Source organism: Microbacterium salsuginis, from assembly GCF_012524205.1.
In the GTDB taxonomy this organism is placed as follows: Bacteria; Actinomycetota; Actinomycetes; order Actinomycetales; family Microbacteriaceae; genus Microbacterium; species Microbacterium salsuginis.
This window is the reverse complement of sequence record NZ_JABACI010000005.1, coordinates 1-25,097: the sequence shown is the minus strand read 5'-3', so window position 1 is coordinate 25,097 and position 25,097 is coordinate 1. Positions and strand designations below refer to the sequence as shown.

21 protein-coding genes and 1 tRNA gene are annotated in these 25,097 nt (G+C 68.7%); 16 read left to right on the top strand and 6 right to left on the bottom strand.

Features of this window, described 5'->3' with window-relative positions; all coding sequences use genetic code 11:
• Window positions 1-42 precede the first annotated feature (42 nt).
• From HF576_RS16110 to HF576_RS16070, 9 genes are all read left to right on the top strand, one after another.
• Window positions 43-273 (top strand): DUF6704 family protein, encoded by a 231-nt coding sequence (locus HF576_RS16110; RefSeq protein WP_168913869.1) that lies wholly within the window; start codon window positions 43-45, stop codon window positions 271-273.
• A gap of 2 nt (window positions 274-275) precedes the next feature.
• Window positions 276-1,052 (top strand): indole-3-glycerol phosphate synthase TrpC, encoded by a 777-nt coding sequence (gene trpC, locus HF576_RS16105; protein ID WP_168913868.1) that lies wholly within the window; start codon window positions 276-278, stop codon window positions 1,050-1,052.
• Entirely contained in the window at window positions 1,049-2,302 is a 1,254-nt protein-coding gene (trpB, locus tag HF576_RS16100) for a tryptophan synthase subunit beta (protein WP_168913867.1), read from the top strand. Before trpC ends, trpB begins: the two co-directional genes overlap by 4 nt.
• Window positions 2,299-3,111, top strand: a complete 813-nt coding sequence (trpA, locus tag HF576_RS16095) for a tryptophan synthase subunit alpha (protein ID WP_168913866.1) — start codon at window positions 2,299-2,301, stop codon at window positions 3,109-3,111. The genes trpB and trpA overlap by 4 nt, the downstream gene beginning before the upstream one ends.
• Before the next feature lie 53 nt (window positions 3,112-3,164).
• Window positions 3,165-4,127: a prolipoprotein diacylglyceryl transferase gene (gene lgt / locus HF576_RS16090; protein ID WP_168913865.1), complete on the top strand. Its 963-nt coding sequence runs from the start codon at window positions 3,165-3,167 to the stop codon at window positions 4,125-4,127.
• Window positions 4,128-4,233: 106 nt separating this feature from the next.
• Window positions 4,234-8,838, top strand: coding sequence for a glutamate synthase large subunit (gene gltB / locus HF576_RS16085; protein ID WP_425523013.1), 4,605 nt, complete (start codon window positions 4,234-4,236; stop codon window positions 8,836-8,838).
• Window positions 8,831-10,297: a glutamate synthase small subunit gene (locus HF576_RS16080; RefSeq protein ID WP_168913864.1), complete on the top strand. Its 1,467-nt coding sequence runs from the start codon at window positions 8,831-8,833 to the stop codon at window positions 10,295-10,297. The genes gltB and HF576_RS16080 overlap by 8 nt, the downstream gene beginning before the upstream one ends.
• 50 nt (window positions 10,298-10,347) lie before the next feature.
• Window positions 10,348-11,796: a pyruvate kinase gene (gene pyk, locus HF576_RS16075; protein WP_168913863.1), complete on the top strand. Its 1,449-nt coding sequence runs from the start codon at window positions 10,348-10,350 to the stop codon at window positions 11,794-11,796.
• A 74-nt stretch (window positions 11,797-11,870) separates the two neighbouring features.
• A complete protein-coding gene (locus HF576_RS16070; protein WP_168913862.1) occupies window positions 11,871-12,263 on the top strand; it encodes an SHOCT domain-containing protein in 393 nt (130 codons plus the stop codon).
• A gap of 253 nt (window positions 12,264-12,516) precedes the next feature.
• Here HF576_RS16070 and HF576_RS16065 read toward each other — a convergent pair.
• Window positions 12,517-12,599: transfer RNA gene (locus HF576_RS16065), tRNA-Leu, on the bottom strand.
• A gap of 45 nt (window positions 12,600-12,644) precedes the next feature.
• Between HF576_RS16065 and HF576_RS16060 the strand changes: the two genes are divergently transcribed.
• Window positions 12,645-13,268 carry an ANTAR domain-containing response regulator gene (locus HF576_RS16060; RefSeq protein WP_109209425.1) on the top strand — a complete coding sequence of 208 codons (624 nt, stop codon included), beginning with the start codon at window positions 12,645-12,647 and terminating at the stop codon, window positions 13,266-13,268.
• 47 nt (window positions 13,269-13,315) lie between these two features.
• Here HF576_RS16060 and HF576_RS16055 read toward each other — a convergent pair whose 3' ends face one another.
• Window positions 13,316-13,747, bottom strand: a complete 432-nt coding sequence (locus tag HF576_RS16055; protein ID WP_168913861.1) for a PaaI family thioesterase — start codon at window positions 13,745-13,747, stop codon at window positions 13,316-13,318.
• Window positions 13,748-13,816: 69 nt separating this feature from the next.
• Here HF576_RS16055 and polA point away from each other — a divergent pair, with 69 nt between their 5' ends.
• The gene (gene polA / locus HF576_RS16050) at window positions 13,817-16,474 is read left to right on the top strand and encodes a DNA polymerase I (RefSeq protein ID WP_168913860.1); all 2,658 of its coding nucleotides are present in this window, start codon (window positions 13,817-13,819) and stop codon (window positions 16,472-16,474) included.
• 77 nt (window positions 16,475-16,551) lie between these two features.
• Complete coding sequence (locus HF576_RS16045) at window positions 16,552-18,225, top strand: DUF885 domain-containing protein (protein ID WP_168913859.1); 1,674 nt, start codon at window positions 16,552-16,554, stop codon at window positions 18,223-18,225.
• A gap of 31 nt (window positions 18,226-18,256) precedes the next feature.
• Here HF576_RS16045 and HF576_RS16040 read toward each other — a convergent pair whose 3' ends face one another.
• A complete protein-coding gene (locus tag HF576_RS16040; RefSeq protein ID WP_168913858.1) occupies window positions 18,257-18,889 on the bottom strand; it encodes a phosphoribosyltransferase in 633 nt (210 codons plus the stop codon).
• Between the two features lie 110 nt (window positions 18,890-18,999).
• On the opposite strand from HF576_RS16040, the gene HF576_RS16035 reads away from it, so the two are divergent.
• Both HF576_RS16035 and HF576_RS16030 read left to right on the top strand, forming a co-directional pair.
• Window positions 19,000-20,370 carry an MFS transporter gene (locus HF576_RS16035; RefSeq protein ID WP_168913857.1) on the top strand — a complete coding sequence of 457 codons (1,371 nt, stop codon included), beginning with the start codon at window positions 19,000-19,002 and terminating at the stop codon, window positions 20,368-20,370.
• Window positions 20,371-20,389: 19 nt separating this feature from the next.
• Window positions 20,390-21,151 (top strand): GDSL-type esterase/lipase family protein, encoded by a 762-nt coding sequence (locus tag HF576_RS16030; protein WP_168913856.1) that lies wholly within the window; start codon window positions 20,390-20,392, stop codon window positions 21,149-21,151.
• 21 nt (window positions 21,152-21,172) lie between these two features.
• Here HF576_RS16030 and HF576_RS16025 read toward each other — a convergent pair whose 3' ends face one another.
• Window positions 21,173-21,733 (bottom strand): dihydrofolate reductase family protein, encoded by a 561-nt coding sequence (locus HF576_RS16025; protein WP_168913855.1) that lies wholly within the window; start codon window positions 21,731-21,733, stop codon window positions 21,173-21,175.
• Window positions 21,734-21,761: 28 nt separating this feature from the next.
• Window positions 21,762-23,099, bottom strand: coding sequence for an MFS transporter (locus HF576_RS16020; RefSeq protein ID WP_168913854.1), 1,338 nt, complete (start codon window positions 23,097-23,099; stop codon window positions 21,762-21,764).
• A 141-nt stretch (window positions 23,100-23,240) separates the two neighbouring features.
• Here HF576_RS16020 and HF576_RS16015 point away from each other — a divergent pair, with 141 nt between their 5' ends.
• On the top strand, window positions 23,241-23,504 hold the full coding sequence (locus HF576_RS16015; protein WP_168913853.1) for a DUF6458 family protein: 264 nt from the start codon (window positions 23,241-23,243) through the stop codon (window positions 23,502-23,504).
• Between the two features lie 121 nt (window positions 23,505-23,625).
• On the top strand, window positions 23,626-23,985 hold the full coding sequence (locus tag HF576_RS16010) for a DoxX family protein (RefSeq protein WP_168913852.1): 360 nt from the start codon (window positions 23,626-23,628) through the stop codon (window positions 23,983-23,985).
• A gap of 15 nt (window positions 23,986-24,000) precedes the next feature.
• On the opposite strand, the gene HF576_RS16005 is transcribed toward HF576_RS16010, so the two are convergent.
• Window positions 24,001-24,696: a GNAT family N-acetyltransferase gene (locus HF576_RS16005; RefSeq protein WP_168913851.1), complete on the bottom strand. Its 696-nt coding sequence runs from the start codon at window positions 24,694-24,696 to the stop codon at window positions 24,001-24,003.
• Between the last annotated feature and the right edge of the window lie 401 nt (window positions 24,697-25,097).

The window sequence follows — 25,097 nt, the reverse complement described above, 5'->3', positions numbered from 1 at the left end:
CGCTAGACTGGCGGCATTCCGCGCTTTTCCAGGAGGACACCCATGAGCAACAACATCGGCGATCCCGGCCACGGACACTCGCCCGCAGCCTGGACGGCCGTCGTGATCATGCTCGTCGCCGTCACCCTGGGAGTGATCTTCTACTGGTTCGACATGCCCGCTCTGGTGTGGGCGTCCGCCGCGCTCCTGGTCGTCGGGCTCATCGTCGGCTGGGCGCTCGCGAAGGCGGGCTACGGCGTGAACGGCTCGAAGTACACCCCGAAAGAGCACTGATCGTGCTCGCCGACCTCACGGCCGGCGCGGTTGAGGATGCCGAGCGACGCGCGTCGGCACGCCCGGTAGCGGCGGTCGAGGCCGCGGCTCTCGCACAGCCGCCGGCCCGCGACGCCCTCGCCGCTCTCGCCCCCGCCGATCGCGTCAAGATCATCGCCGAAGTCAAGCGTGCCAGCCCGTCCCGCGGCGATCTCGCCGAGATCCCCGACCCCGCGCTGCAGGCCCGCCGGTACGAGGAAGGCGGCGCCTCGGCCATATCGGTGCTCACCGAGGGGCGCCGGTTCAAGGGGAGTCTCGCCGATCTCGAGGCCGTCACCTCGTCGGTATCGGTGCCGGTGCTCCGCAAGGACTTCATCGCGACCGAGTATCAGGTGCTCGAGGCGCGCGCTTCCGGCGCAGACCTGGTGCTGCTGATCGTCGCCGCACTCGAGCAGGACGTGCTCCAGCGGCTGCACGCGCTCACCCTCGAGCTCGGCATGACACCGCTGGTCGAGACGCACTCGAAGAGCGAGATCGACCGCGCGGCCGACATCGGCGCGAGACTGGTCGGCGTGAACGCGCGCGACCTGTCGACATTCGAGCTGGACCGCGACCTCTTCGGCCGCCTGGCCGATCGCATCCCCGCCGACGCCGTCAAGATCGCCGAGTCCGCGGTGCTCGCGCCCGCCGACGTCGCCCACTACCGCGCGGCCGGTGCCGACGTGGTGCTCGTGGGGGAGGCCCTCGTGACGAACGATCCCGTGTCCACCCTGCGCACATTCCTGGAGGCCGGCGCATGAGTCTTCGCCAGGCGCCCGGACCCCTCTTCGGAGAGTTCGGCGGCCGATATATGCCCGAGTCGCTGATCGCCGCGATCGACGAGCTGACCGAAGAGTACGACGCCGCCAAGGCCGACCCGGCGTTCCAGTCCGAGCTGGCGCACCTGCTGCACTCGTATGCGGGGCGCCCGTCGCCGATCACCGAGGTGCCGCGCTTCGCCGCCCACGCCGGCGGCGCGCGCGTGTTCCTCAAGCGCGAGGACCTCAACCACACCGGCTCGCACAAGATCAACAACGTGCTCGGGCAGGCGCTGCTGACCAAGCGCCTCGGCAAGACGCGCGTCATCGCCGAGACGGGTGCCGGGCAGCACGGCGTCGCGACCGCGACGGCAGCCGCCTTGTTCGGCTTCGACTGCACGATCTACATGGGCGAGGTCGACACCGAGCGCCAGGCGTTGAACGTCGCGCGCATGCGCCTGCTCGGCGCAGAGGTGATCCCGGTCACGACCGGCTCACGCACCCTCAAGGACGCGATCAACGAGGCATACCGCGACTGGGTGGCGAGCGTCGAAACGACGAACTACATCTTCGGCACGGCTGCGGGACCGCATCCGTTCCCGGCGATGGTGCGCGATTTCCAGAAGGTGATCAGCGAAGAGGCGCGGGCCCAGCTGCTCGAGGAAGCCGGCCGTCTGCCGGATGCCGTCCTGGCGTGTGTCGGCGGCGGCTCCAACGCGATCGGCATGTTCGACGCCTTCCTCGACGACGAGGGTGTTGCGCTGTACGGCGTGGAGGCCGCCGGGGACGGCGTCGACACCGACCGCCACGCCGCGTCCATCGAGCGCGGCCGGCCCGGCGTCCTTCACGGTGCGAAGACGTTCGTCCTGCAGGACGAGGACGGTCAGACCATCGAGTCGCACTCGATCTCGGCGGGGCTGGACTACCCGGGCGTCGGACCCGAGCACGCGTGGCTCGCCTCGATCGGGCGGGCGCAGTACATCCCTGCCAGCGACGACGAGGCCATGCAGGCCCTGCGCCTGCTCTCCGAGACGGAGGGCATCATCCCGGCGATCGAGTCGGCGCACGCCCTCGCCGGCGCGCTCCGGGTCGGGCGTGAGCTCGGCCCCGATGCGATCCTCGCGGTGTGCCTCTCGGGCCGCGGCGACAAGGACATGGATACCGCCGCGCGCTACTTCGAGCTGTACGACGCGGCCGTGGTGGACGCCGCGCCGGGGGACGAGGCCGCCAAGGGAGAGGGCACCAAGCTATGACCTCGCGGGTGGCCGCGGCGATCGACGCCGCACACGCCGCGGGACGCGGCGCCTTCATCGGCTACCTGCCGATCGGCTTTCCCGATCTCGAGACCAGCGTCGAGGCGGCCGTGACCCTCGCCGAGAGCGGTGCGGACGTGCTCGAGCTCGGACCGCCGTATTCCGATCCGGTCATGGACGGCACGGTCATCCAGGAAGCGACGCAGGCCGCACTGGCCGGCGGATTCCGCCTGCGCGACACGTTCACCGCCGTACGCGAGATCACCCGGCGGGTGGATGTTCCGGTGCTCGTCATGACGTACTGGAATCCAGTGCTCCAGTACGGGGTCGACCGCTACGCGGACGACCTGGCGGCCGCCGGCGGCGCGGGGCTCATCACACCCGATGTCACGCCCGAGGCTGCACCCGAGTGGATCGCCGCCAGTGAACGCACCGGCCTGGACCGGGTCTTCCTCGCCGCCCCGACGTCGACCGACGAGCGTCTCGACCTGATCATCGCCAACTCGACCGGCTTCGTGTACACCGTCTCGACCATGGGGATCACGGGAGAGCGGGAGCAGCTGGATGCCGCGGCCCGGACGCTCGTCGCACGGCTTCGCACGCGCGGCGCGACGAGCCCCGACGGTGCCGTGCGCGCATGCGTGGGCATCGGAATCTCCCACGCGGCACACGTGAGCGGCGTGCTCGAGTACGCCGACGGCGCGATCGTCGGCACCGCACTCGTTCGCGCGCTGCGTGACGGCGGCCTGGAAGGGCTTTCCGAGACCGCGCGCTCCATCGCTTCGGGCACCGCGCGGGCCTCGAACTAGACTTCTGAGGTCGGCCGCCGCCGAACTCCCACCAGCAAGGACACGGTTCTCCCATGATCAACGCCGCCGCGAGCGTCGTCGCCAGCATCCCGAGCCCGTCGATCAGCTACTTCGACCTCGGCCCGCTGCGCATCCACATCTACGCCCTGTGCATCATCACGGGCATCATCATCGCGGTGCTGCTGACCAACCGTCGCCTCACCAAACGCGGTGCCGAGCCATGGGTGGTCATCGACATCGCGCTGCTGGCGGTGCCGCTGGCCATCATCGCGGCCCGCATCTACCACGTGGTCACGCACTGGGACTTCTACTTCGGTGAGGGCGCGAACCCGCTCTCGGCGCTGTACATCTGGGAGGGCGGCATCGCGATCTACGGCGCCCTCATCGGCGGCGCGGTCGGCGCATGGCTCGGGTGCCGGTGGACCGGCATCCGGTTCTGGACGTTCGCCGACGCGCTGGCGCCCGGTCTGCTGCTGGCACAGGCCATCGGCCGCTTCGGCAACTGGTTCAATCAGGAGCTCTTCGGCCTGCCGACCGATGTCCCGTGGGGTCTCGAGATCGACTATCCGAACCCCGCGTGGCCGATCGGGCTGCCCGAGGGCACCCTCTTCCACCCGACGTTCCTGTACGAGGTGCTGTGGAACGGCCTGGGCGTGCTGGTGCTGCTGTGGGTGGGCGCCCGCTTCCGCCTGCAGTGGGGCCGGCTCTTCGCGCTCTACCTGATCTGGTACAGCGCCGGCCGCATCGTGTGGGAGTCGATCCGCATCGATCCGAGCGACATCTTCCTCGGCATCCGCACCAATGTGTGGGCCGCCATCGCCGGCGTCGTCCTCGGACTCGTGATCTTCTTCCTGCAGAAGCGCCGTCATCCTGGATATGAGCCGTCGCCGTATGTCCCCGGGCGCGAGTGGACGCCGGAAGGGGCTGTACAATCGCAGAACACCGACGACTTCGTCGACGTCAGCGAACCCCCGGCGTCCGTCGTCGACGAACGGGCGCCACAAGCGCAGCCGTGAGCCGGGCTCTCACTCAGAGCCGCCACGATCAACGCGGTCTTCCCCGGAGAACGCGCCCCAGGGCCGACGTCGTCCCATCTTGAGCATCAATGTGAGGACGGTAGGTATGGCTTCGAGCCCCCGTCGTCTCGCCTCCACGAAGGCGAACAACCCCACTGCGGAACTCGCGGGTCTTCCCGCGAAGCAGGGCATGTACAACCCCGCGTTCGAGAAGGACGCGTGCGGCCTCGCGATGGTCGCGACGCTGCGCGGTCACGCCGGCCACGACATCATCGATCTGGCGCTGACCGCGCTTCGCAACCTCGAGCACCGCGGTGCCATCGGGTCCGATGCCGGCACAGGCGACGGCGCCGGCATCCTCACGCAGATGCCCGACGAATTCCTGCGCGCCGTGGTCGACTTCGCACTGCCGCCGGTGGGGGAGTACGCGGCGGGAATGATCTTCCTTCCGCGGGATGACGAGGCACGTGCCGCCCAGAAGGCCGGGATCGAGCGGATCGCGGCATCCGAGAACCTCACCGTGCTGGGCTGGCGCGAAGTGCCGACGTCCGAAGAGCACCTGGGAAAGCTGGCGTTCGAGGCACGGCCCGCGTTCGAGCAGCTGTTCGTCTCGCACCCGGCGATGGGCGAGACGCCCGCGCTGTCGGGCATCGCGCTCGACCGCCGCACCTTCCGGCTGCGCAAGCGGGCCCGCACCGAGCTCGACGCGTACTTCGTCTCGCTGTCGGCGCGCACCCTCGGGTACAAGGGCATGGTCACGACGCTGCAGCTCGAGCCGTTCTACCCCGACCTGCAGGACGAGCGCTTCGCCTCCGAGCTCGCCGTGGTGCACTCGCGGTACTCCACGAACACCTTCCCGTCCTGGCCGCTCGCCCAGCCGTTGCGCATGCTCGCGCACAACGGCGAGATCAACACGGTCAACGGCAACCGCAACTGGATGCGCGCGCGCCAGTCGCAGCTCGAGTCCGAGCTGCTCGGCGACATCCGTCCGCTGCTGCCGATCTGCACCGAGGGCGCCAGTGACTCGGCGTCGTTCGACGAGGTCCTCGAGCTGCTGACGCTCACCGGCCGCAGCCTGCCGCACGCGATCATGATGATGGTGCCGGAGGCGTACGAGAAGCAGGCCGACATCGACCCGAAGGTCCGCGCCTTCTACGAGTTCCACTCCATGCAGATGGAGCCGTGGGACGGTCCGGCTGCGCTGATCTTCACCGACGGCACGCTCGTCGGTGCGACGCTCGACCGCAACGGACTCCGTCCCGGCCGATGGACGGAGACCACCGACGGCCTCGTCGTCATCGGCAGTGAGACCGGTGTGCTGGACTTCGAGCCCGAGCGCATCAAGCGCCGCGGCCGACTGCGTCCCGGCCGCATGTTCCTCGTCGACACCGCACAGCGGCGCATCGTCGAGGACGATGAGATCAAGTCTCAGCTGGCCGACCTCGCCCCGTGGCAGGAATGGCTCGACCGCGGCCGGGTCCGCCTGGCCGACCTGCCGGAGCGCGAGCACATCGTCCACCCGATCGCCTCGATCACCCGCCGTCAGCGCACGTTCGGCTACACCGAGGAAGAAGTGCGGATCCTCCTCACGCCGATGGGTCAGACCGGAGCCGAGCCGCTGGGCGCCATGGGCTCCGACACCCCCGTCGCAGTGCTGAGCGAGCGCCCCCGGCTGCTCTTCGACTACTTCACGCAGCAGTTCGCGCAGGTGACCAACCCGCCGCTGGACTCCATCCGCGAAGAGGTCGTCACCTCGCTGTCTCTCGGGCTCGGGCCCGAGCGAAACCTGCTCGATTGGGGCGCCGACCACGCGCGCGCGATCACGCTGGACTTCCCGGTGATCGACAACGACGAACTGGCCAAGCTCCAGAACATCGACAAGGCCCTTCCGGGACGGCGGTCCGTCACGATCCGCGGCCTCTACCACTTCGACGCGGGCCCCGGCACGATGAAGGCGCGCATCGACGAGATGTGCGCCGAGGTGGACGAAGCGATCGAGAACGGCGCGGAGTTCATCATCCTGAGCGACCGCGACTCGAACAAGGACCTGGTGCCGATCCCGTCGCTGCTGATGCTCTCGGCGATCCATCACCACCTGATCCGACGCGAGAACCGCATGAAGGTCGGCCTGGTCGTCGAGGCCGGCGACGTGCGCGAGGTTCACCACGTCGCGACGCTCATCGGGTACGGCGCGTCCGCGGTCAACCCGTACCTCGCGATGGAGACGGTGGAGTACCTCGTCCGCGCGGGCTTCATCACCGGCGTCTCGCCCGAGAAGGCGGTCAAGAACCTGATCTACGCCCTTGGCAAGGGCGTGCTGAAGATCATGTCCAAGATGGGCATCTCGACGGTCTCGTCCTACGCCGGTGCACAGGTCTTCGAGGCGATCGGCCTCTCGCAGGAGTTCGTCGACACATACTTCACCGGCACCGAGACCAAGCTCGGGGGCATCGGCATCGAGCAGATCGCGGCCGAGAACCAGGCCCGGCACGACTTCGCGTACCCGGAGGACGCGGCGGTCCGCGCGCACGAGCGACTGTGGACCGGCGGCGAATACCAGTGGCGTCGCGACGGCTCGCCGCACCTCTTCAACCCGGACACCGTCTTCCGGCTGCAGCACTCCACGCGCACGCGTCGATACGACATCTTCCGCGAGTACACGAAGCTGGTCGACGACCAGGCAGGCGAGCTGAAGACCCTGCGCGGCCTCTTCCGCTTCAAGACCGAGGGGCGCACCCCCGTTCCGATCGACGAGGTCGAGCCGGTCTCGTCGATCGTGAAGCGGTTCTCCACCGGGGCGATGAGCTACGGCTCGATCTCGAGGGAGGCGCACGAGACCCTCGCCATCGCGATGAACCGTCTGGGTGGAAAGTCCAACACCGGCGAGGGCGGCGAGGACGTCGACCGGCTGCTCGACCCCGAACGGCGCAGCGCGATCAAGCAGGTGGCCTCGGGTCGCTTCGGCGTGACGAGCCTCTACCTCACCGAGGCCGACGACATCCAGATCAAGCTCGCCCAGGGCGCGAAGCCCGGGGAGGGTGGCCAGCTTCCGCCCACCAAGGTCTACCCGTGGGTCGCCCGCACGCGGCACGCGACGGCCGGCGTCGGCCTGATCTCGCCGCCCCCGCACCACGACATCTACTCGATCGAGGATCTCAAGCAGCTGATCTTCGACCTGAAGCGCGCCAACCCGGGCGCCCGCGTCCACGTCAAGCTCGTGAGCCAGTCGGGCATCGGCGCGGTCGCGGCCGGCACGGCCAAGGCCCTGGCCGACGTGATCCTGGTGTCCGGCCACGACGGCGGCACCGGCGCGAGCCCGCTCAATTCCCTCAAGCACGCGGGCACGCCATGGGAGCTGGGGCTGGCCGAGACGCAGCAGACGCTCATGCTCAACGGCATGCGCGACCGCGTGGTGGTGCAGGTCGACGGGCAGCTCAAGACCGGCCGTGACGTCGTCATCGGCGCGCTGCTGGGTGCCGAGGAGTTCGGCTTCGCCACGGCGCCCCTGGTCGTCTCGGGCTGCATCATGATGCGCGTGTGCCACCTCGACACCTGTCCGGTGGGCGTCGCGACGCAGAACCCCGTGCTGCGCGCTCGATTCAACGGTAAGCCCGAGTTCGTCGTGAACTTCATGGAGTTCATCGCCGAAGAGGTGCGGGAGTACCTCGCCGAGCTCGGCTTCCGCTCGCTCGACGAGGCGATCGGCCACTCCGAGCTGCTCGACGTGAACGGCGCCATCGAGCATTGGAAGGCGAGCGGGCTCGACCTCACGCCGGTGCTCGAGGGTCCGGTCTTCGCTGCCGAGGAGCCGCGGCGCAACACCACCGCGCAGCTGCACGAGCTCGACAAGCACTTCGATGTGCAGCTGATCGAGCGGGCCCAGGACGTCCTCGCCCACGGCGGTCAGATCACGATCGATCTGCCGATCCGCAATACGGAACGCGCGGTCGGGACCCTGCTCGGACACCACGTCACGCGGGCACGAGGCGAGAACGGGCTGCCGTCGGGGTCCATCGTGGTCAACCTCACCGGCTCGGCAGGACAGTCGCTCGGCGCTTTCATGCCGGCCGGCATCACGCTGCGGCTGGAGGGCGACTCCAACGACTACGTGGGCAAGGGTCTCTCCGGTGGCCAGATCGTCATCCGGCCGCCGCGCCGCGCCGCCTTCGACGCGTCGCAGAACGTGATCGCCGGAAACGTGATCGGCTACGGCGCGACGCAGGGCACGCTGTTCCTGCGCGGCGTCGTGGGGGAGCGGTTCTTCGTCCGCAACTCCGGCGCCACCGCGGTGGTGGAGGGGGTCGGCGACCACGCGCTCGAGTACATGACCGGCGGCTTGGCCGTCATCCTCGGCGCCACCGGCCGCAACCTCGGTGCCGGCATGTCGGGCGGCACCGCATACGTGTACAAGCTCGACCGCAAGCTGGTCAACCGCGAGGCGCTGGCCACCGGTGAGCTCGAGCTGGGCGAACTCGGATCCGGAGATGCCGCGATCCTGCGCGACCTGCTCGTGCAGCACATCGCCGAGACCGAGTCATCGCTCGCACAGGCGCTCCTCGACGACTTCGAGAGCGAGCTCGACAATTTCGTGAGGGTCATGCCGCGCGACTACGCCGCGGTGCTGCAGACCCGTCAGGACGCGGTCGCCGAGGGGCTGGACCCCGACGGCGACGTCGTCTGGAACCGCATCCTGGAGGTGACGGGTGGCTGACCCGAAGGGCTTTCTGAAGGTCACCGAGCGAGAGCTGCCCCCGCGGCGGCCCGTGCCGGTGCGCATCATGGACTGGAAAGAGGTCTACGAGCCGGGTGACACAGCGGTGCTGCGCCGCCAGGCCGGGCGCTGCATGGACTGCGGCGTGCCGTTCTGTCACAAGGGCTGCCCGCTGGGCAACCTCATCCCGGAGTGGAACGACCTGACGTGGCGCGGCGAAGGCCGCGCGGCGATCGAGCGGCTGCACGCGACCAACAACTTCCCGGAGTTCACCGGACGCCTCTGCCCGGCCCCGTGCGAGAGCTCGTGCGTGCTGGGCATCAACCAGCCGGCGGTCACGATCAAGCAGGTCGAGGTCTCGATCATCGACGAGGCCTTCTCCAACGGCTGGGTCGAGCCCGAACCGCCGGGACGCCTCACCGGCAAGACGGTCGCCGTCGTCGGGTCAGGTCCGGCCGGCCTCGCCGCTGCACAGCAGCTGACCCGCGCCGGGCACACCGTCGCGGTGTTCGAGCGCGACGACCGCATCGGCGGACTCCTGCGCTACGGCATCCCGGACTTCAAGATGGAGAAGAAGCACCTCGAGTCGCGCCTTCGCCAGATGCAGGACGAGGGCACGCGCTTCCGCGCCGGCGTCGAGATCGGCAAGGACATCTCGTGGAGCGATCTGCGCGCGCGCTACGACGCGGTCGTCATCGCCACCGGCGCGACGATCCCCCGAGACCTCCCGATCCCGGGCCGCGATCTGGCCGGCGTGCACTTCGCGATGGAATACCTCGTCGAGTCGAACAAGGCCGTCGCCGGTGATGCGGTGCCCAACCAGATCACCGCGGAGGGCAAGCACGTCGTCGTCATCGGCGGTGGCGACACCGGTGCGGACTGCATCGGCACGGCCCACCGGCACGGCGCGCTGAGCGTGACGAACCTGGCGATCGGTCGCCGCCCCCCGGGCGAGCGCCCCGAGCACCAGCCGTGGCCCATGACCCCGACGCTCTTCGAGATGCAGTCCGCGCACGAGGAGGGCGGCGAACGGTCCTTCCTCGCCTCCACCGTGGAGTTCCTCTCGAACGACGTGGGCGAGGTCCGCGCACTGCGCGTCGCCGAGACCGAGTTCGTCGATGGCCGCCGCGTGCCCAAGAGCGGCACCGAGCGCGACATCCCCGCCGATCTCGTGCTCATCGCAATGGGCTTCACCGGTCCCGAGCAGGCGCTTCTCGATCAGCAGCTCGGAGCGCAGTTCAGCGACCGCGGCAACGTGCACCGCGACGACGACTACCAGACCACCGCTCCCGGCGTCTTCGTCGCCGGCGATGCCGGCCGTGGCCAGTCGCTCATCGTGTGGGCGATCGCCGAAGGCCGTGCGGCTGCCGCGAGCGTCGACCGTTACCTCATGGGCGAGACCCAGCTGCCTTCACCCGTCCGCCCGCAGGATGTCGCCATCGGTCTGCAGCCCGCGTAGGCTGGCCGAGGCATTCGCCACCTTCACACCCACCCGGAGAAAAACCACGGATGAGACGCGCCAAGATCGTCGCCACCCTGGGACCCGCCACGTCGACGTATGAGATGGTCCGCGCGATCATCGACGCCGGCGTGGATGTGGCCCGATTCAACCTGAGCCACGGGGACTACTCGGTCCACGACAACAACTTCGCCAACGTACGCAAGGCCGCGGATGACGCCGGCCGCGCGGTCGCGATCCTGGTCGACCTGCAGGGCCCCAAGATCCGCCTCGGCAAGTTCGAGAACGGACCCCACGAGCTCGCCGCCGGCGACATCTTCAAGATCACCACCGAGGACATCCTCGGCACCAAGGAGATCGTCGGCACGACCTTCAAGGGTCTTCCGAACGACGTCAAACCGGGCGACTTCCTGCTCATCGACGACGGCAAGGTCCGCGTCGAGGTCGTCGAGACCGACGGCACGGTCGTCACCACGAAGGTCATCGTGGGCGGCCCGGTGTCGAACAACAAGGGCATCAACCTGCCCGGCGTCGCCGTCAACGTCCCGGCACTGTCCGAGAAGGACGAAGCGGATCTGCGCTGGGGCCTGCAGGCGGGAGCCGACATCATCGCGCTGTCGTTCGTCCGCAGCGCCAAGGACGTCCAGCGCGTCCACGTGATCATGGCCGAAGAGGGACGTCACGTCCCGGTCATCGCGAAGATCGAGAAGCCGCAGGCGGTCGACAACCTCGAAGAGATCATCGACGCGTTCGACGGCATCATGGTCGCCCGCGGCGACCTGGGCGTGGAGCTTCCGCTGGAGGCGGTGCCGATCGTCCAGAAGCGCGCGGTCGAGCTGTGCCGGCGCATGGCCAAGCCGGTCATCGTCGCGACGCAGATGCTCGAGTCGATGATCGAGAACCCGGTTCCCACGCGCGCCGAGACCAGTGACGTCGCCAACGCGGTGCTCGACGGCGCCGACGCGGTGATGCTGTCGGGCGAGACCAGCGTCGGCAAGTACCCGGTCATCGTGGTGGAGACGATGGCCCGCATCATCAACTCGACCGAGGAGCACGGCCTCGAGCGCATCCTGCCGCTCACCACGAAGCCGCGCACTCAGGGCGGCGCCATCACGCTGGCCGCCATGGAGGTCGCGGAGTTCGTCGAGGCGAAGTACCTCTGCATCTTCACCGAGTCCGGCGACACGGCGCGTCGCATGTCGCGCCTGCGTCCCCGCATCCCCATGATCGGCTTCGCTCCCGATCCGGCGATCCGCCGCCGCATGGCTCTCACGTGGGGCGTGCGCTCGACCCTCGTCGAGCACGTCGCCCACACCGACCTGATGTTCATCCAGGTCGACGACTACCTGCTGTCGAACGACCTCGCGAAGGTCGGCGACAAGGTCGTCGTGATCTCGGGATCGCCTCCCGGAATCATCGGCTCGACGAACGACATCCGCATCCACAAGGTGGGCGACGCCGTCCACGGCAAGGCCCCGATCTACAAGACACGGGACTGACGGCTCCTTCGGACGGGAGGGTGCGACCACTACTGTGGGTCGCACCCTCCCGTTCTCTGTGAAAGGTGACGCCGATGTCCTTCTTCGGTGAACTGTTCTGGTTCCTGCTGTGGAGCTTCTATTTCATCGCGTACCTGTACGTGGTGATCGTGATCATCACGGACCTGTTCCGCGACCACGCGCTCAACGGCTGGTTCAAGGCGCTGTGGATCATCGCGCTGGTGTTCGTACCGTTCCTCACGGCGCTGATCTACATCATCGCCCGCGGCAAGGGCATGGCTCAGCGCGCGCAGTTCTACCGCCGTGGAGTGGTGCCCGAGTCGGACGACTACCGCCCGGCTGCTTCGGCGAGCCCCGCGGACGACATCGCCAAGGCCAAGGCGCTCCTGGACGCCGGCACGATCTCACAGGGCGAGTTCGACGCCCTCAAGAGCAAGGCGCTCGGAAACCAGTACTTCGGCGCGTAACCGCCGATGACATGAGCGGATGCCCCGCCCCGGGGCATTCGCTCATCGCTGTCATGACGGTGCCGGTGGGGGAGTCCTCCCCACGGCCTTCTCGTGCCGGTGGTGGGAGTCGTCCCCACGGCCCCTCCACGCGCCGCCGGCGCGTCGCGCGGAGCCTCTGGCCGCGTGGGCCCACCCACAAGCGCGCTCTTCCCAAGCCCTCGACCGGCACGAGAAAGGGGAAGGCACCCTTCGGGCGGCTTCCCCTTTCTCGTGCCGGTGGTGGGAGTCGAACCCACACGCCCTTTCGGGCAACCGAGTTTGAGTCGGTCGCGTCTGCCATTCCGCCACACCGGCCGGCGCCTCGCGGCGCGTCCGCGAACGACCATACCGTAGGATTCAATGGTGACTGAGCAGGAGCAGACCGCCGCATCGACGGCTTCCACCCCACGTCGTGTCGTGGTGGCCGAGGACGAATCGCTGATCCGACTCGACATCGTCGAGATCCTCCGCGACAACGGCTTCGACGTCGTCGGAGAGGCAGGCGACGGCGAGACCGCGGTGGCACTGGCCACCGAGCTGCGTCCCGACCTCGTCATCATGGACGTCAAGATGCCGCAGCTCGACGGCATCTCGGCCGCCGAGAAGCTCAGCAAGAACCACATCGCCCCCGTCGTGCTGCTCACCGCCTTCAGCCAGAAGGAGCTCGTCGAGCGCGCGAGCGAGGCAGGGGCGCTGGCATACGTCGTCAAGCCGTTCACGCCGAACGACCTGCTGCCCGCGATCGAGATCGCCCTGGCTCGCTACGAGCAGATCATCACGCTCGAGGCCGAGGTCGCCGACATGGTCGAGCGCTTCGAGACCCGCAAGCTCGTCGACCGCGCGAAGGGCCTCCTCAACGAGAAGATGGGCCTGTCCGAGCCCGAGGCGTTCCGCTGGATCCAGAAGGCGTCCATGGACCGCCGTCTCACCATGCAGGACGTCGCGAAGGCGATCATCGAGCAGCTCGCGCCCAAGAAGGGCTGAAAAAGACTTCGACGAAGCGGATGCCCCGGCCGGGGCATCCGCTTCGTTCATGTCTGGGGGAGTGTCTTGATGTGGTTGGTGATGCGGACCGTCGAGCAGCGCCGGCCCTGATCGTCGGACACGACGATCTCGTGCACCGCGATGCTGCGGCCGATGTGCACCGGCGTGCAGACGCCGGTGACGTAGCCGCTGGTCGCCGAACGAGTGTGGGTCGCGTTGATGTCGACGCCCACTGCGAGCCTGCCGGGGCCGGCGTGATAGTTGGCGTGCATCGATCCGAGAGACTCGCCCAGCACGACGTAGGCCCCGCCGTGGAAGAGTCCGACCGGCTGCGTGTTGCCCTCGACCGGCATGCGCGCGACGGCCCGCTCGGGCGTGAATTCGAGCCATTCGAACCCCATGCGCTCCGCGAGTGCGCCGAGTCCTCGCCCGAGCGCCCACTCCAGCGCGTTCTGGTGGGAGACGGACTGTTCGGGCATGCGGCACCTTCGGGTCTTGCACGTCGTGGGGGCGATCTGGCTGTCCGCGGGCCTGGCTAGGCTTGCAGGGTGACGGACTCCGCAAAGCCTACCCTTCTCGTCGTGGACGGCCATTCGCTGGCGTATCGCGCCTTCTACGCCCTCCCGGTCGACAACTTCTCGACGAAGGATGGCCAGCACACGAACGGGATCTACGGATTCCTGGCCATGCTGATCAATCTCATCAAGGCAGAGAAGCCCACGCACCTCGCGGTGGCGTTCGACACATCGCGACAGTCCTTCCGCAGCCGTGAGTACCCGGAGTACAAGGCGAACCGTTCCGAGACGCCGTCCGAGTTCAAGGGGCAGATCCCACTGCTGCAGGACTGCCTCGCAGCGATGAGCATCCGGGTGCTGCAGCAGGAGGACATCGAGGCTGACGACATCCTCGCGACGCTCGCCACACAAGGGGCGGCCGACGGCTTCCGAGTTCTCGTGTGCTCCGGAGATCGCGACACGATCCAGCTCGTCAACGACGACATCACCCTGCTCTACCCCAACGTGCAGGGAGTGTCGCAGCTCAAGCGCTACGACCGGCAGGCTGTCATCGAGCGGTACGGCGTCCCGCCCGAGCAGTATCCCGACATCGCCGCACTGGTGGGCGAGACCAGCGACAACCTGCCCGGTGTCCCGAAGGTGGGGGAGAAGACCGCCGTCAAGTGGCTCACGCAGTTCGGCTCGCTCGACGCGCTGCTCGAGGGCGCCGAGTCCATCAAAGGCGTCGTGGGCAACAACCTGCGCGAGCACGTCGAGGACGTCCGGCGCAACCGCATGCTCAACCGCCTCATGACCGACGTCGAGCTGCCTCTCGGCCCGGGCGACCTCGAGGTGCAGCCCATGGATGCGCAGGCAGTGCGTGACATCTTCGCCCGCCTCGAGTTCAAGACGCTCATTCCCCGCGTGGCCGAGCTCGCCGGCATCGAGCAGCAGATGGCGGCCGTGACGTCCGCCGCTGCGATGCTGGCGCCGACAGCCGAGGAGCCGGCGCCGGGCGATCTCGTGGCGTGGCTCGGCAGTGCGACCGGCGACGTCGGCGTCACGATCGTGGTGGAAGGCGGCCTGCCGCGACGCGTGGGTTTCGCGACGAAGGACTCTGCGGTCGAGGCGACGCTGACTGCCGAGGTCGAGCAGGCGATCTCTCCATGGCTCGCCTCGGACGCGCCGAAGGTCTTCAGCGACGCGAAGCCGCAGATCAAGGCGCTGCGGCGCGCGGGGCTCGCGATCGGCGGGCTCGCGTTCGACGTGATCGTCGCCGGATGGCTGCTGCGGCCGAGCTTCCCCGACAAGACGCTCGCGCACCTGGTCGACAGGTACCTCGACGAGGAGCTGCCCGAGGCGGATCCCACGCAGCTCGTCCCCGAGACGGAGGGTGCCACTCCGGGCCAGCTGTCCTGGTACATCCTGCGGGTGGCCGAAGCCGTGCGGGCCGAGATGGCGCCGAGCGTCGCGACCGTGCTCAGCGATATCGAATTGCCCACGCTCCTGGCGCTTGCCGACATGGAGCTGGCAGGGGTCGCGGTGTCGCATGACACGCTGGCCGAGTTCTCGGGCGAACTCGCCCAGCGCGCCGATGCCCTCGCGCAGGCTGCGTACACGGCGATCGGGCGCGAGGTCAATCTCGGCTCGCCCAAGCAGCTGCAGGAGGTTCTCTTCGACGAGCTGCAGCTGCCCAAGACCCGCAAGACCAAGACCGGGTACTCCACGGATGCCGCGGTGCTCGCCGACCTGCAGGAGACCAATCCTCACCCCTTCCTCGACCTCCTCCTGCAGCATCGTGAGGCGACCAAGCTGCGACAGATCATCGAGTCGCTCGACAGCGCCATCGGCGGGGACGCGGCGATCGGACCCGACGGCCGCATCCACACGACCTATGTGCAGACCGGCAGCCAGACCGGCCGCCTCTCGAGCACCGACCCCAATCTGCAGAACATCCCCATCCGGACCGAGGAGAGCCGCCGCATCCGCTCCGCCTTCGTCGTGGGAGAGGGCTACGAGACCCTTCTCACGGCCGACTACTCGCAGATCGAGATGCGCATCATGGCGCACCTGTCGGAGGATCCCGGCCTCATCGAGGCGTTCAACTCAGGGGAGGACCTCCACCGGTTCGTCGGTGCGCGCGTCTTCGCTGTCGAGCCCGAAGACGTGACGCCCGCGATGCGCACCAAGGTCAAGGCCATGTCGTACGGACTCGTCTACGGGCTCTCGGCATTCGGGCTCTCGAAGCAGCTGCGCATCGAGCAGTCCGAGGCCAAGCAGCTCATGATGGAGTACTTCGCTCGCTTCGGCGCCGTCCGCGACTACCTTCGCTCCTCGGTCGAGCAAGCACGCATCGACGGCTACACCGAGACGATCTTCGGTCGCCGGCGACCGTTCCCGGACCTCGCCAGCCCCAATCGCGTGCTGCGCGAGAACGCCGAACGCGCGGCACTGAATGCGCCCATCCAGGGCAGTGCCGCCGACATCATGAAGATCGCCCTCTTCCACATCCACGACGATTTCGCGGCTCGCGAGATGCGGTCGCGCGTGCTGCTGCAGATCCACGACGAGCTCGTGATCGAAGTCGCGCCGGGGGAGTGGGATGCCGCGGAGCAGGTGGTCAGCCAGCGCATGGGCGATGCGGCGGAGCTCTCGGTGCCGCTCGAGGTGCAGATCGGGCGAGGCGGAGACTGGAACTCGGCCGGCCACTGAGCGCCGCGCGGCGTCGCGGCCGGATGCGACCGGGACGCGCGTTTGTCGAGACCCCGTGTCATCCCTAGGCTCGACGCATGACTGAAGAAACCCGCACGCCCACGCAGATCGACAAGATCGCCGATGCATGGGTGGACACGCTCGCCGAGCTCGAACCGACACTGGCGACCTACATCGGCCGTGACGAGTTCAACGACCGCTTCGGCGACTACAGCCCGGCCGGCCAGGAGCAGCTCATCGCCGAAGGGCGCAAGACGCTGACCGAGCTCAAGGCCGCAGACCCGGTCGACGACATCGACGCCGTCACCCAGGAGGATCTCGCACGCGAGATCCAGCTCGGGATCGACCTGCACGACGCCCAGTGGCACCTGCGCGACCTCAATGTGATCGCGTCGCACGCGCAGAACATCCGCCAGGTGTTCGACCTGATGCCGACCGCCTCGGCGGACGACTGGTCGGTCATCGCCACTCGCCTCGGCGCGGTCTCGGGTGCGATCGACGGGTACGTCGAGTCGCTGCGCGAGGGAATCGCCCGCGGTGTCGTCCCTGCCCGGCGGCAGGTGGTCGAGGTAGTCACGCAGATCGCCCGGTACACCGAGGACGGGGGGTTCTTCGCCTCGTTCGCGGCGGATGCTGCTCCGGACGAGGGCCAGCTCCCGGCATCCCTCGCCCGCGATCTGGCCGACAACGCCAACGCTGCCCGCGTCGCGTACGACACGCTGGCGCAGTTCCTGTCGTCCGAACTGGCGCCCGCCGCAGCCGAGAAGGATGCCGTCGGTCGTGAGCTGTATGCGCTGCACTCGCGTCGCTTCCTCGGGGCGACGGTCGACCTCGACGAGACCTACGAGTGGGGCGTCGAGGAGCTCGCCCGCATGGTGGCCGAGCAGGAGTCGATCGCGAACGAGATCAAGCCCGGCGCGTCCGTGGAAGAGGCCGTCGCCTTCCTCGAGCAGGACGCGAGCCGCAAGCTGCACGGCACCGAGGCGCTGCAGAAGTGGATGCAGGAGACCAGCGATCGCGCCGTGGCCGAACTGGGCCGCACCCACTTCGACATCCCGGAGCCCATCCGCCGCCTGGAGTGCATGATCGCGCCGACGAAGGAAGGCGGCATCTACTACACGGGCCCGACCGACGACTTCTCGCGCCCGGGCCGCATGTGGTGGTCGGTTCCCGAGGGCGTCGAGGACTTCGACACGTGGCGGGAGCTCACCACGGTGTACCACGAAGGCGTTCCCGGCCATCACCTGCAGATCGCTCAGGCCGTCTACAACCGCGCGCAGCTCAACTCGTACCGTCGCCTGCTCGGCGGCACGTCGGGGCATGCCGAGGGGTGGGCGCTCTACGCCGAGCGCCTCATGGAGAAGCTGGGCTACCTCGACGACCCCGCCGACCGGCTGGGCATGCTCGACGGCCAGCGCATGCGTGCCGCACGCGTCGTGCTCGACATCGGTGTGCACCTCGAGAAGCAGCGGCCCGATGGCGAAGGCACCTGGGACGCCGACTTCGCTCTTGAGTTCATGCGCCACAACGTCAACATGTCGGACGAGTTCGTCACCTTCGAGGTCAACCGCTATCTCGGCTGGCCGGGCCAGGCGCCTTCGTACAAGGTGGGCCAGCGCATCTGGGAGCAGTTGCGCGACGAGGTCGCCGAGCGCGAAGGCGCTGACTTCTCGATCAAGCGGTTCCACAAGCGCGCGCTCGACATCGGAGGCGTCGGCCTCGACACCCTGCGCATGGCGCTGTCGCGCTGACGAGGTGCCCGGTCGCTGAGCGAGTGCACGCTCAGCGACCGGGCGCCGATCCGCGCAGCAGCTCCACGACCTGCTCGTCGGTTGTCTGCGTGAAGTCGTCGTAGAACTGCCCGACCGCCCAGAAGTCCCGCTCGAGGTGCGGGCAGACGAACTCGTCGATCGCGTCGGGGGGCGGCTGCCACCGCGCCGGCGCCACTGGCACGGCCAGGACGATCCGCTCGGGGTCGCGTGCTCGCAGTGCGCGGCAGGCCGCGGCGGCGCTCGATCCCGTGGCCACGCCGTCGTCCACCACGATCACCGTCCGGCCGGTGACGTCTGCCGTGCCGGAGCCGAAGGCATCCGTCCTCCTCGCCAGCTCATCGCGTTCGGCCGCCTCGACCGCATCCAGATCACGTTGCGACATCCCCGCCCACTCCATGGCGGACGGCGTGACGATCCGCACTCCGTCGGCGATCGCACCGACCGCGAATTCCTCGCGTCCCGCGGCGCCCAGCTTGCGGACGACCACCGCGTCGAGAGGGAGCGACAGCTCCGCCGCCACCGCGGCAGCGGTGACGATCCCGCCGCGGGGAATGCCGAGGATGACGGCATCCGTCCCGCGCCAGCGCTCGAGTGATCGCGCCAGCTCGCGGCCTGCGTCGGCACGATCGGCGAACAGTGCCATGCCTCCACGCTACGCCCGTGCCGTCCGCGTGTCTCTGGATGCGTGATCTCCGGCAGCCCGCATATGACGGCCGCATTCCGCGGCGCCTCGCGCTTGAATAGCATGAGCGCATGACGGATGCCGCAACCCCGGCCACGACGACGGCGACCACGTCGGAGCGCCTCGATCGCCTGCCGTTCACACGGCAGCACCTGCGAGTCCTCACCGGCTCGGGGATCGGCTGGGCGCTGGACGCGATGGACGTCGGCCTGATCTCGTTCGTGATCGCGGCCCTGGCCGCGCAGTGGTCATTGGCCCCCGCCGAGACGGCGTGGATCGCCTCGATCGGCTTCATCGGCATGGCTGTCGGCGCGTCGCTCGGCGGGCTGCTGGCCGACCGGTTCGGACGACGCCAGATCTTCGCGGTCACGCTGGTCGTGTACGGCATCGCGACGGGTGCCAGCGCGCTCGTCGGGGGGCTCGCGCTGCTGCTGGTCCTGCGGTTCTTCGTCGGTCTGGGGCTCGGGGCCGAACTTCCCGTGGCGAGCACCTACGTGAGCGAGTTCGCGCCCGCGCGCATGCGGGGTCGTCTGATCGTGATCCTGGAGGCGTTCTGGGCCGTCGGCTGGACCGCTGCGGCGCTCATCGGTTTCTTCGTCATCCCGGGTTCCGACGCGGGCTGGCGCTGGGCGTTCGCGCTCGGCGCCATCCCCGCGGTGTACGCGCTGATCGTCCGCTGGGGTCTGCCGGAGTCGCCCCGCTGGCTGGAGCAGCGAGGTCGACACGACGAGGCGGATGCGATCATCCGTTCGTTCGAGGAATCGGCCTCGGTGACGACGCACGCCCGCCGCCGCCTGACCACCGGGGCGATCGAGATCGTCCGCCCCACCGCCGCGACGGCGCGCGAGCGGCTCGCGGCGCTGTGGTCGCGCGAGTTCCGGCGCCGCACGCTGTCGCTGTGGGTCGTATGGTTCTGCGTGAACTTCTCGTACTACGGGGCGTTCATCTGGATCCCGTCGATCCTGGTCGCGCAGGGCTACGACCTGGTCCGCTCCTTCGGCTTCACGCTCATCATCACGCTCGCCCAGCTTCCGGGCTATGCCGTCGCCGCATGGCTGATCGAGGTCTGGGGGCGTCGCCTGACACTGTCCGTCTTCCTCGCGGGCTCTGCGGTCGCGGCGGTGTTCTTCGGCACGGCCTCCAGCGAGGCAGCGGTCCTCATCGCCGGAATGGCCCTGTCGTTCTTCAACCTCGGCGCCTGGGGCGCGCTCTATGCGGTCACGCCCGAGACCTACCCCACGTCGCTCCGCGGCACCGGGTCGGGGTGGGCGGCGGGCGTCGGACGCATCGCGTCGATCGTGGCACCGCTGTCGGTGCCGTTGCTGCTCGCTGCCGGGGGAGCGCCCGTGCTGTTCGTGGTCTTCGCGGTCTTCTTCGCGCTGGCGGCCGCGGCGGCCTGGGGCCTCGCCGACAGACGCGGGGCCGCGCTGGACGACCGCTGACGCGGCATAGGCTGGGGCGGTGGCATCCGTTCGATATGTCGCGATCGGCGACTCCTTCACCGAGGGCGTCGGCGATGAACTGCCCGACGGACATGTGCGCGGGTGGGCCGATCTGGTGGCGCAGGGATGGGCGGACGCCTCGGGGGAGCCCGTCGAGTACGCCAATCTCGCGATCCGCGGCAAGCTCGTGTGGCCGATCGTCGATCAGCAGCTCGAGCCCGCGCTCGCATTGAAACCGACGCATCTGTCGTTCAACGGCGGCGGCAACGACATGCTCCGACCGCGAACCAGCATCGCGCGGGTAGTCCAGGCGTTCGACCACGTGCTGCGCCGTTGCGACGAGGAGGGCGTTCACCTCATCGTGCTCGCGGGGGCCAACCCGTCCGGGCAGCTGCCGCTGAGCCGTCTCATCCAGCGCCGCGGCGATCTGCTGTCGGATGCGGTGGCGTCGCGGTTGCGCGAAAGGCCCGATGTGGCCACGGCGTTCAACTGGTACGACCGTGAGCTCTCCACGCCGCCGTACTGGTCCGAGGACCGGCTCCACATGAACTCCCGCGGGCATCATCGCGTTGCCGCTCGCGTGCTGACGGCGCTCGGGATGGACCCGCCGGCGGAGTGGTGGTCGTTGCCGCCGTTGCCAGCCGGCGCACCACGCGGCTTCGCCTACTACCGCGAGCACGTCGGACCCTGGGTGCGGCGTCGACTCACCGGCACATCTTCGGGGGACGGCCGAGCGGCGAAGTTCGGCGAGTGGACGCCTATCGGCCCTTCTGCCGGCTGATTCCGGGCATTCGGGGCGTGCTCAGGCGGACGGCCTCACCGAGTACACCAGTTCGGCGAACTGACCTGCCTGCCGCACCGACTCCAGGCGCAGACGGTCCGATTCGAGCCGGCGGGGTAAGAGGGGTCTTCCCGAGACCAGCGTGACCGGTGCCACCGAGACCCGCACCTCATCGAGGAGACCGGCATCGGCGAACTGCCCGACCAGGTCACCGCCACCCACGAGCCACACGTCGCGGCCGGCGGCAGCATCCCGGATCTCGTCCCAGGCCGACGACACATCGCCTGAACGGAACCGGATGTCGGCGCCGGGTACGGCAGGGAGTTCGCGCGATGACAGGATGAACGACGGCTTTCCCTGGTATGTCCAAGCCTGCGGCTTCTCGAGAACATTCTCATGGGCGAGGATCCACTCATAGGTCGTCGATCCCATCACGAGTGAGCCGACTCCTTCGAGGAAGTCGCCGAAGTCGTTCTCGGCATCGTCCGCGCCGGGAACGGCGAAGAGCCACTCCAGCGAATCGGTGTCGTCGGCCAGGAAGCCGTTGAGGGTCGTGGCGGTGTTGTAGATCACACGAGTCATGGCGGCAACAGTAGCGAGGGGCTCCGACTCAGGCGCGACGCCGGTGTCTGCGCGGCACGCGAGGCGGATCCATGCCGAGCCGGATCCGTGTGCGCTTGCGTTCGACCACGATGAACGCGGTGCCCAGCAGCCACAGCGGGAATTGAGTGAGGAAGGCGATGCGGAAAGCGTCCAGAGAGTACGTCGACGGCGTGCCCGCACCCTGCAGGTCGAGTGCGAGTCCGATCAGCAGGATCGCGACCAGGGCGGCCAGGAAGCCGCCCGCGTTGGTCACGCCGGTCGCGGTGCTCAGCCGATGCGAGGGGTTGTGCGTGCGGGCGTGGTCGAACGCGATCATCGATGCCGGACCGCCCATGGCGAGGGCGACGGCCAGGGCGAACAGCAGCCACAGCGGCGCCGGGCCCGGATAGGCGATCACCGCGAGCCACGCCACCACCTGCACCGCGACGGCGGGGAGCACGAGGGCCTTCGAGCGAAGGTGCGGGCTGCGCCGCGAGAACTCTCCCATGACCGGTCCGAGCACCATGCCCACCACGACGTAGGTGGACATGATGGTCGCCGCCTCGGTGACGGTGCGTCCTTCGCCGGCGGTCAGGAAGGGCATGCCCCACAGCAGCACGAAGGCAGTACCGGCGAACGGCGTCGTGAAGTGCGACCAGAAGGCGAGCCGGGTGCCCGGGTGTGCCCACGCGGCGCGGATGCCGACACCCGTGTCGATCGCCGACGTGACGACACGGATCGCCCCGGTGTCGGTGTCGACCGAGACATCCTCGTCACGGTCCGGCGGGTGATTGCGGATCACAAGCGCGACCAGGATGGCGAACAGTACGCCGAGGCCAGCGATGCTGCCGAAGGTGATGGTCCAAGTCGTCGCGTGGAGGAGTGCCGCGAGAGGGATGAGTGCGATCAGCTGCCCGGTCTGCCCGACGATGCCGGTGAACTGGACCATCAACGGGCCCCGCTGTGCGGGGAACCACGTCGCGATCAATCGGAGCACCCCGGGAAAGATCGCTGCATCGCCTGCGCCGAGCAGCATCCGGGCGATGATCGCGACGCCCACGCTGGGGGAGAGGGCCATGGTGAGCTGTCCGACCGCCATCAGCAGCATCCCTATGGTCATGATCGGGCGGGCGCCGAAACGGTCCAGCAATACCCCGATCGGAATCTGCATGCCCCCGTAGACGGCGAGCTGGACGACCGCGAACAGTGACAGCGTTGCGGCATCGGCGTCGAAGCGCGCGGCGGCATCGACGCCGACGGCGCTGAGCGACGACCGGTTCGTGATCGCGAGTACGTAGGCCGAGACCCCTACCGACCAGATGAGCCATGCCCGCGCTCCCGGCCCGGCGAGGGGAGTCCGGATCACGCGATGCACTCTCCCACAGTAACGAGACGTCTCCTGTCAACCCCCTCCCTGTGAGCCAGCAGGTAGGTCACTGTGTATGCGGGACGATTCCGTTCCGAAACAGGGGAGGGCTGATCGCCGCGCCCCGGAAAGGAGCCTGGCATGAGCATCGGAGCAGGCATTGCGCTGTTCGCCATCGGCGCCATCCTCGCGTTCGCGGTGAACGTCGAGGTCGAATGGGTGAACCTGGACATGATCGGGTACATCCTGATGGCCGCGGGTGCGGTCATCTTCCTGGTCGGCATCGTGCTGATGGCACGCCGCCGGCGCACGGAGTCGGTGACGCACACCGCCGTGGACCCCTCCGCGGGGGACCGCGTGACGCGTCGCTCGACGAGCGCGCCGGACGACTCGGTCGGCCTCTGACACAGAGCTGATCGCGGGGCGGCACCGGATGGTGCCGCCCCGTCTCGTGCTCCGGGTGCGAGGCTCGCCACGGGCTCGCACCGCGGTCGAGCGCCGGGCCGGCCCGCAGTAGCGTGGAAACGTGACGCTTCTGCCGGATCCCGTATGGCCCGTGATCGTCCTCGCGGCGATCTCGCTGGTGGACGCCGTGCTATGCATCAAGCCGGTCCGATTCATCGCGCAGTGCTTCGAAGACGTGAAATGGCCGAAGAGCCGCTGGTGGATGATGGCGCCGATCAAGTTCGCGGCCGCTGCGGGCCTGATTCTGGGGATCTGGATCCCCGGGCTGGCTGCGCTGACGACCGTGTGCCTCGTCGCCTACTTCGTGGTCGCGATCACGATGCACATCAGGGCGCGGGACTTCGGTCGAAATCTGTTCGTCAACGCGATCGGCATGCTGGTGCTGTGCGTCGCGACGGGCGTCTACTGCTTCCTCGTCTGAGCGGGCGGGCGGGTCTCAGGAATCAGACGAACCGGATGCTGCGACCTGGGCCCGCAACCCTTCGATGCCGTGCATCTCGATCGGTGCCTCGAGGAGCTCCGCATGTCGAGATCGCAGGGATTCCCAGCGCTCCCGCGACATCGTGTACCGATGGTGGGGCACGGCGGCTCCCTCGCGTGCGACGTTGACGGTGCCGTCGTCCTCGTACCCCACACGACGCGAGACCGCGTTGGACGGACCGTTGTCGGCGAAGGCGCCGGACGTCGCTTCCCGGGCGTCGAGCCCGGCGAAGATGAGGTGCAGAGCGAGGACGCGCATCCGGGTTCCGATGCCGTGCCCCTGATGGGCCGAGCCGAGCCACGATCCGGTCTGGACACGGCGCAGCACGCTCCAGTCCTCGGCGACCAGGCCTTGGATTCCCACCGGCATGCCGTCGGCCACCACGGCGAACTCGATCGCGAATCGGGAAGGCGACACCTGCGAACGCAGATTCCACTGATACGTCAGCACGCTGCGCGCGACCTCGTCTGGGGTCCCGCGTGTCCATGGGTGCTCGAACGGCATCGCGTCCGCGGCGTGGACCCCGCGGGAGGCGATCGCGGCGAGTTCGACCAGGATGTCGTCGTCGATCCAGCGCAATTCGAGGCCACCCGCGCGCACGCGGAGGGCGGAAGCCGGCCAGAGTCTCGCCAGCGCAACGGGGTGCGACATCCCCGCAGTCTTGCAGAATCCCACGGTGCCGTCGGGCAAGAGGGCCGAGAGTCTATTGACGAGGACACGCACGCCGCGCGGCCGCGCGTCCGGCCGTGCCCGGGAACTTCGGTGCGGGTGCCGGTGCGTCGCTGCGACGGCGTCGGTGCGCACTGCGACGGCGCTGGTGCGTGATATCCGGATGCGTGATATCCGGATGCGTGACCTGCCGGATGCGTGATATCCGGATGCGTGACCTGCCGGATGCGTGTCGCGCCGGATAAGGGGACGATCCCGCGACGGCCCCAGCGGCCCTGGTGGGTTTAGAAGGGTGCGTTGGTGGGCCAGTGGTCGGGGGGTGTGGTGAAGGTGGGGACTTTGCGTTCGGGTTGCACGATGTAGTGTCTGCCGGCGGGTGAGAC

What these genes read in the sequence shown, in the direction of transcription:
- HF576_RS16110 (WP_168913869.1), top strand. Translation starts at nt 43, where the DNA reads ATGAGCAACAACATCGGCGATCCCGGCCACGGACACTCGCCCGCAGCC.
- trpB (WP_168913867.1), top strand. Translation starts at nt 1,049, where the DNA reads ATGAGTCTTCGCCAGGCGCCCGGACCCCTCTTCGGAGAGTTCGGCGGC.
- trpA (WP_168913866.1), top strand. Translation starts at nt 2,299, where the DNA reads ATGACCTCGCGGGTGGCCGCGGCGATCGACGCCGCACACGCCGCGGGA.
- lgt (WP_168913865.1), top strand. Translation starts at nt 3,165, where the DNA reads ATGATCAACGCCGCCGCGAGCGTCGTCGCCAGCATCCCGAGCCCGTCG.
- gltB (WP_425523013.1), top strand. Translation starts at nt 4,234, where the DNA reads ATGGCTTCGAGCCCCCGTCGTCTCGCCTCCACGAAGGCGAACAACCCC.
- pyk (WP_168913863.1), top strand. Translation starts at nt 10,348, where the DNA reads ATGAGACGCGCCAAGATCGTCGCCACCCTGGGACCCGCCACGTCGACG.
- HF576_RS16070 (WP_168913862.1), top strand. Translation starts at nt 11,871, where the DNA reads ATGTCCTTCTTCGGTGAACTGTTCTGGTTCCTGCTGTGGAGCTTCTAT.
- HF576_RS16060 (WP_109209425.1), top strand. Translation starts at nt 12,645, where the DNA reads ATGGTGACTGAGCAGGAGCAGACCGCCGCATCGACGGCTTCCACCCCA.
- HF576_RS16055 (WP_168913861.1), bottom strand. Translation starts at nt 13,747, where the DNA reads ATGCCCGAACAGTCCGTCTCCCACCAGAACGCGCTGGAGTGGGCGCTC.
- HF576_RS16045 (WP_168913859.1), top strand. Translation starts at nt 16,552, where the DNA reads ATGACTGAAGAAACCCGCACGCCCACGCAGATCGACAAGATCGCCGAT.
- HF576_RS16040 (WP_168913858.1), bottom strand. Translation starts at nt 18,889, where the DNA reads ATGGCACTGTTCGCCGATCGTGCCGACGCAGGCCGCGAGCTGGCGCGA.
- HF576_RS16035 (WP_168913857.1), top strand. Translation starts at nt 19,000, where the DNA reads ATGACGGATGCCGCAACCCCGGCCACGACGACGGCGACCACGTCGGAG.
- HF576_RS16025 (WP_168913855.1), bottom strand. Translation starts at nt 21,733, where the DNA reads ATGACTCGTGTGATCTACAACACCGCCACGACCCTCAACGGCTTCCTG.
- HF576_RS16015 (WP_168913853.1), top strand. Translation starts at nt 23,241, where the DNA reads ATGAGCATCGGAGCAGGCATTGCGCTGTTCGCCATCGGCGCCATCCTC.
- HF576_RS16005 (WP_168913851.1), bottom strand. Translation starts at nt 24,696, where the DNA reads ATGTCGCACCCCGTTGCGCTGGCGAGACTCTGGCCGGCTTCCGCCCTC.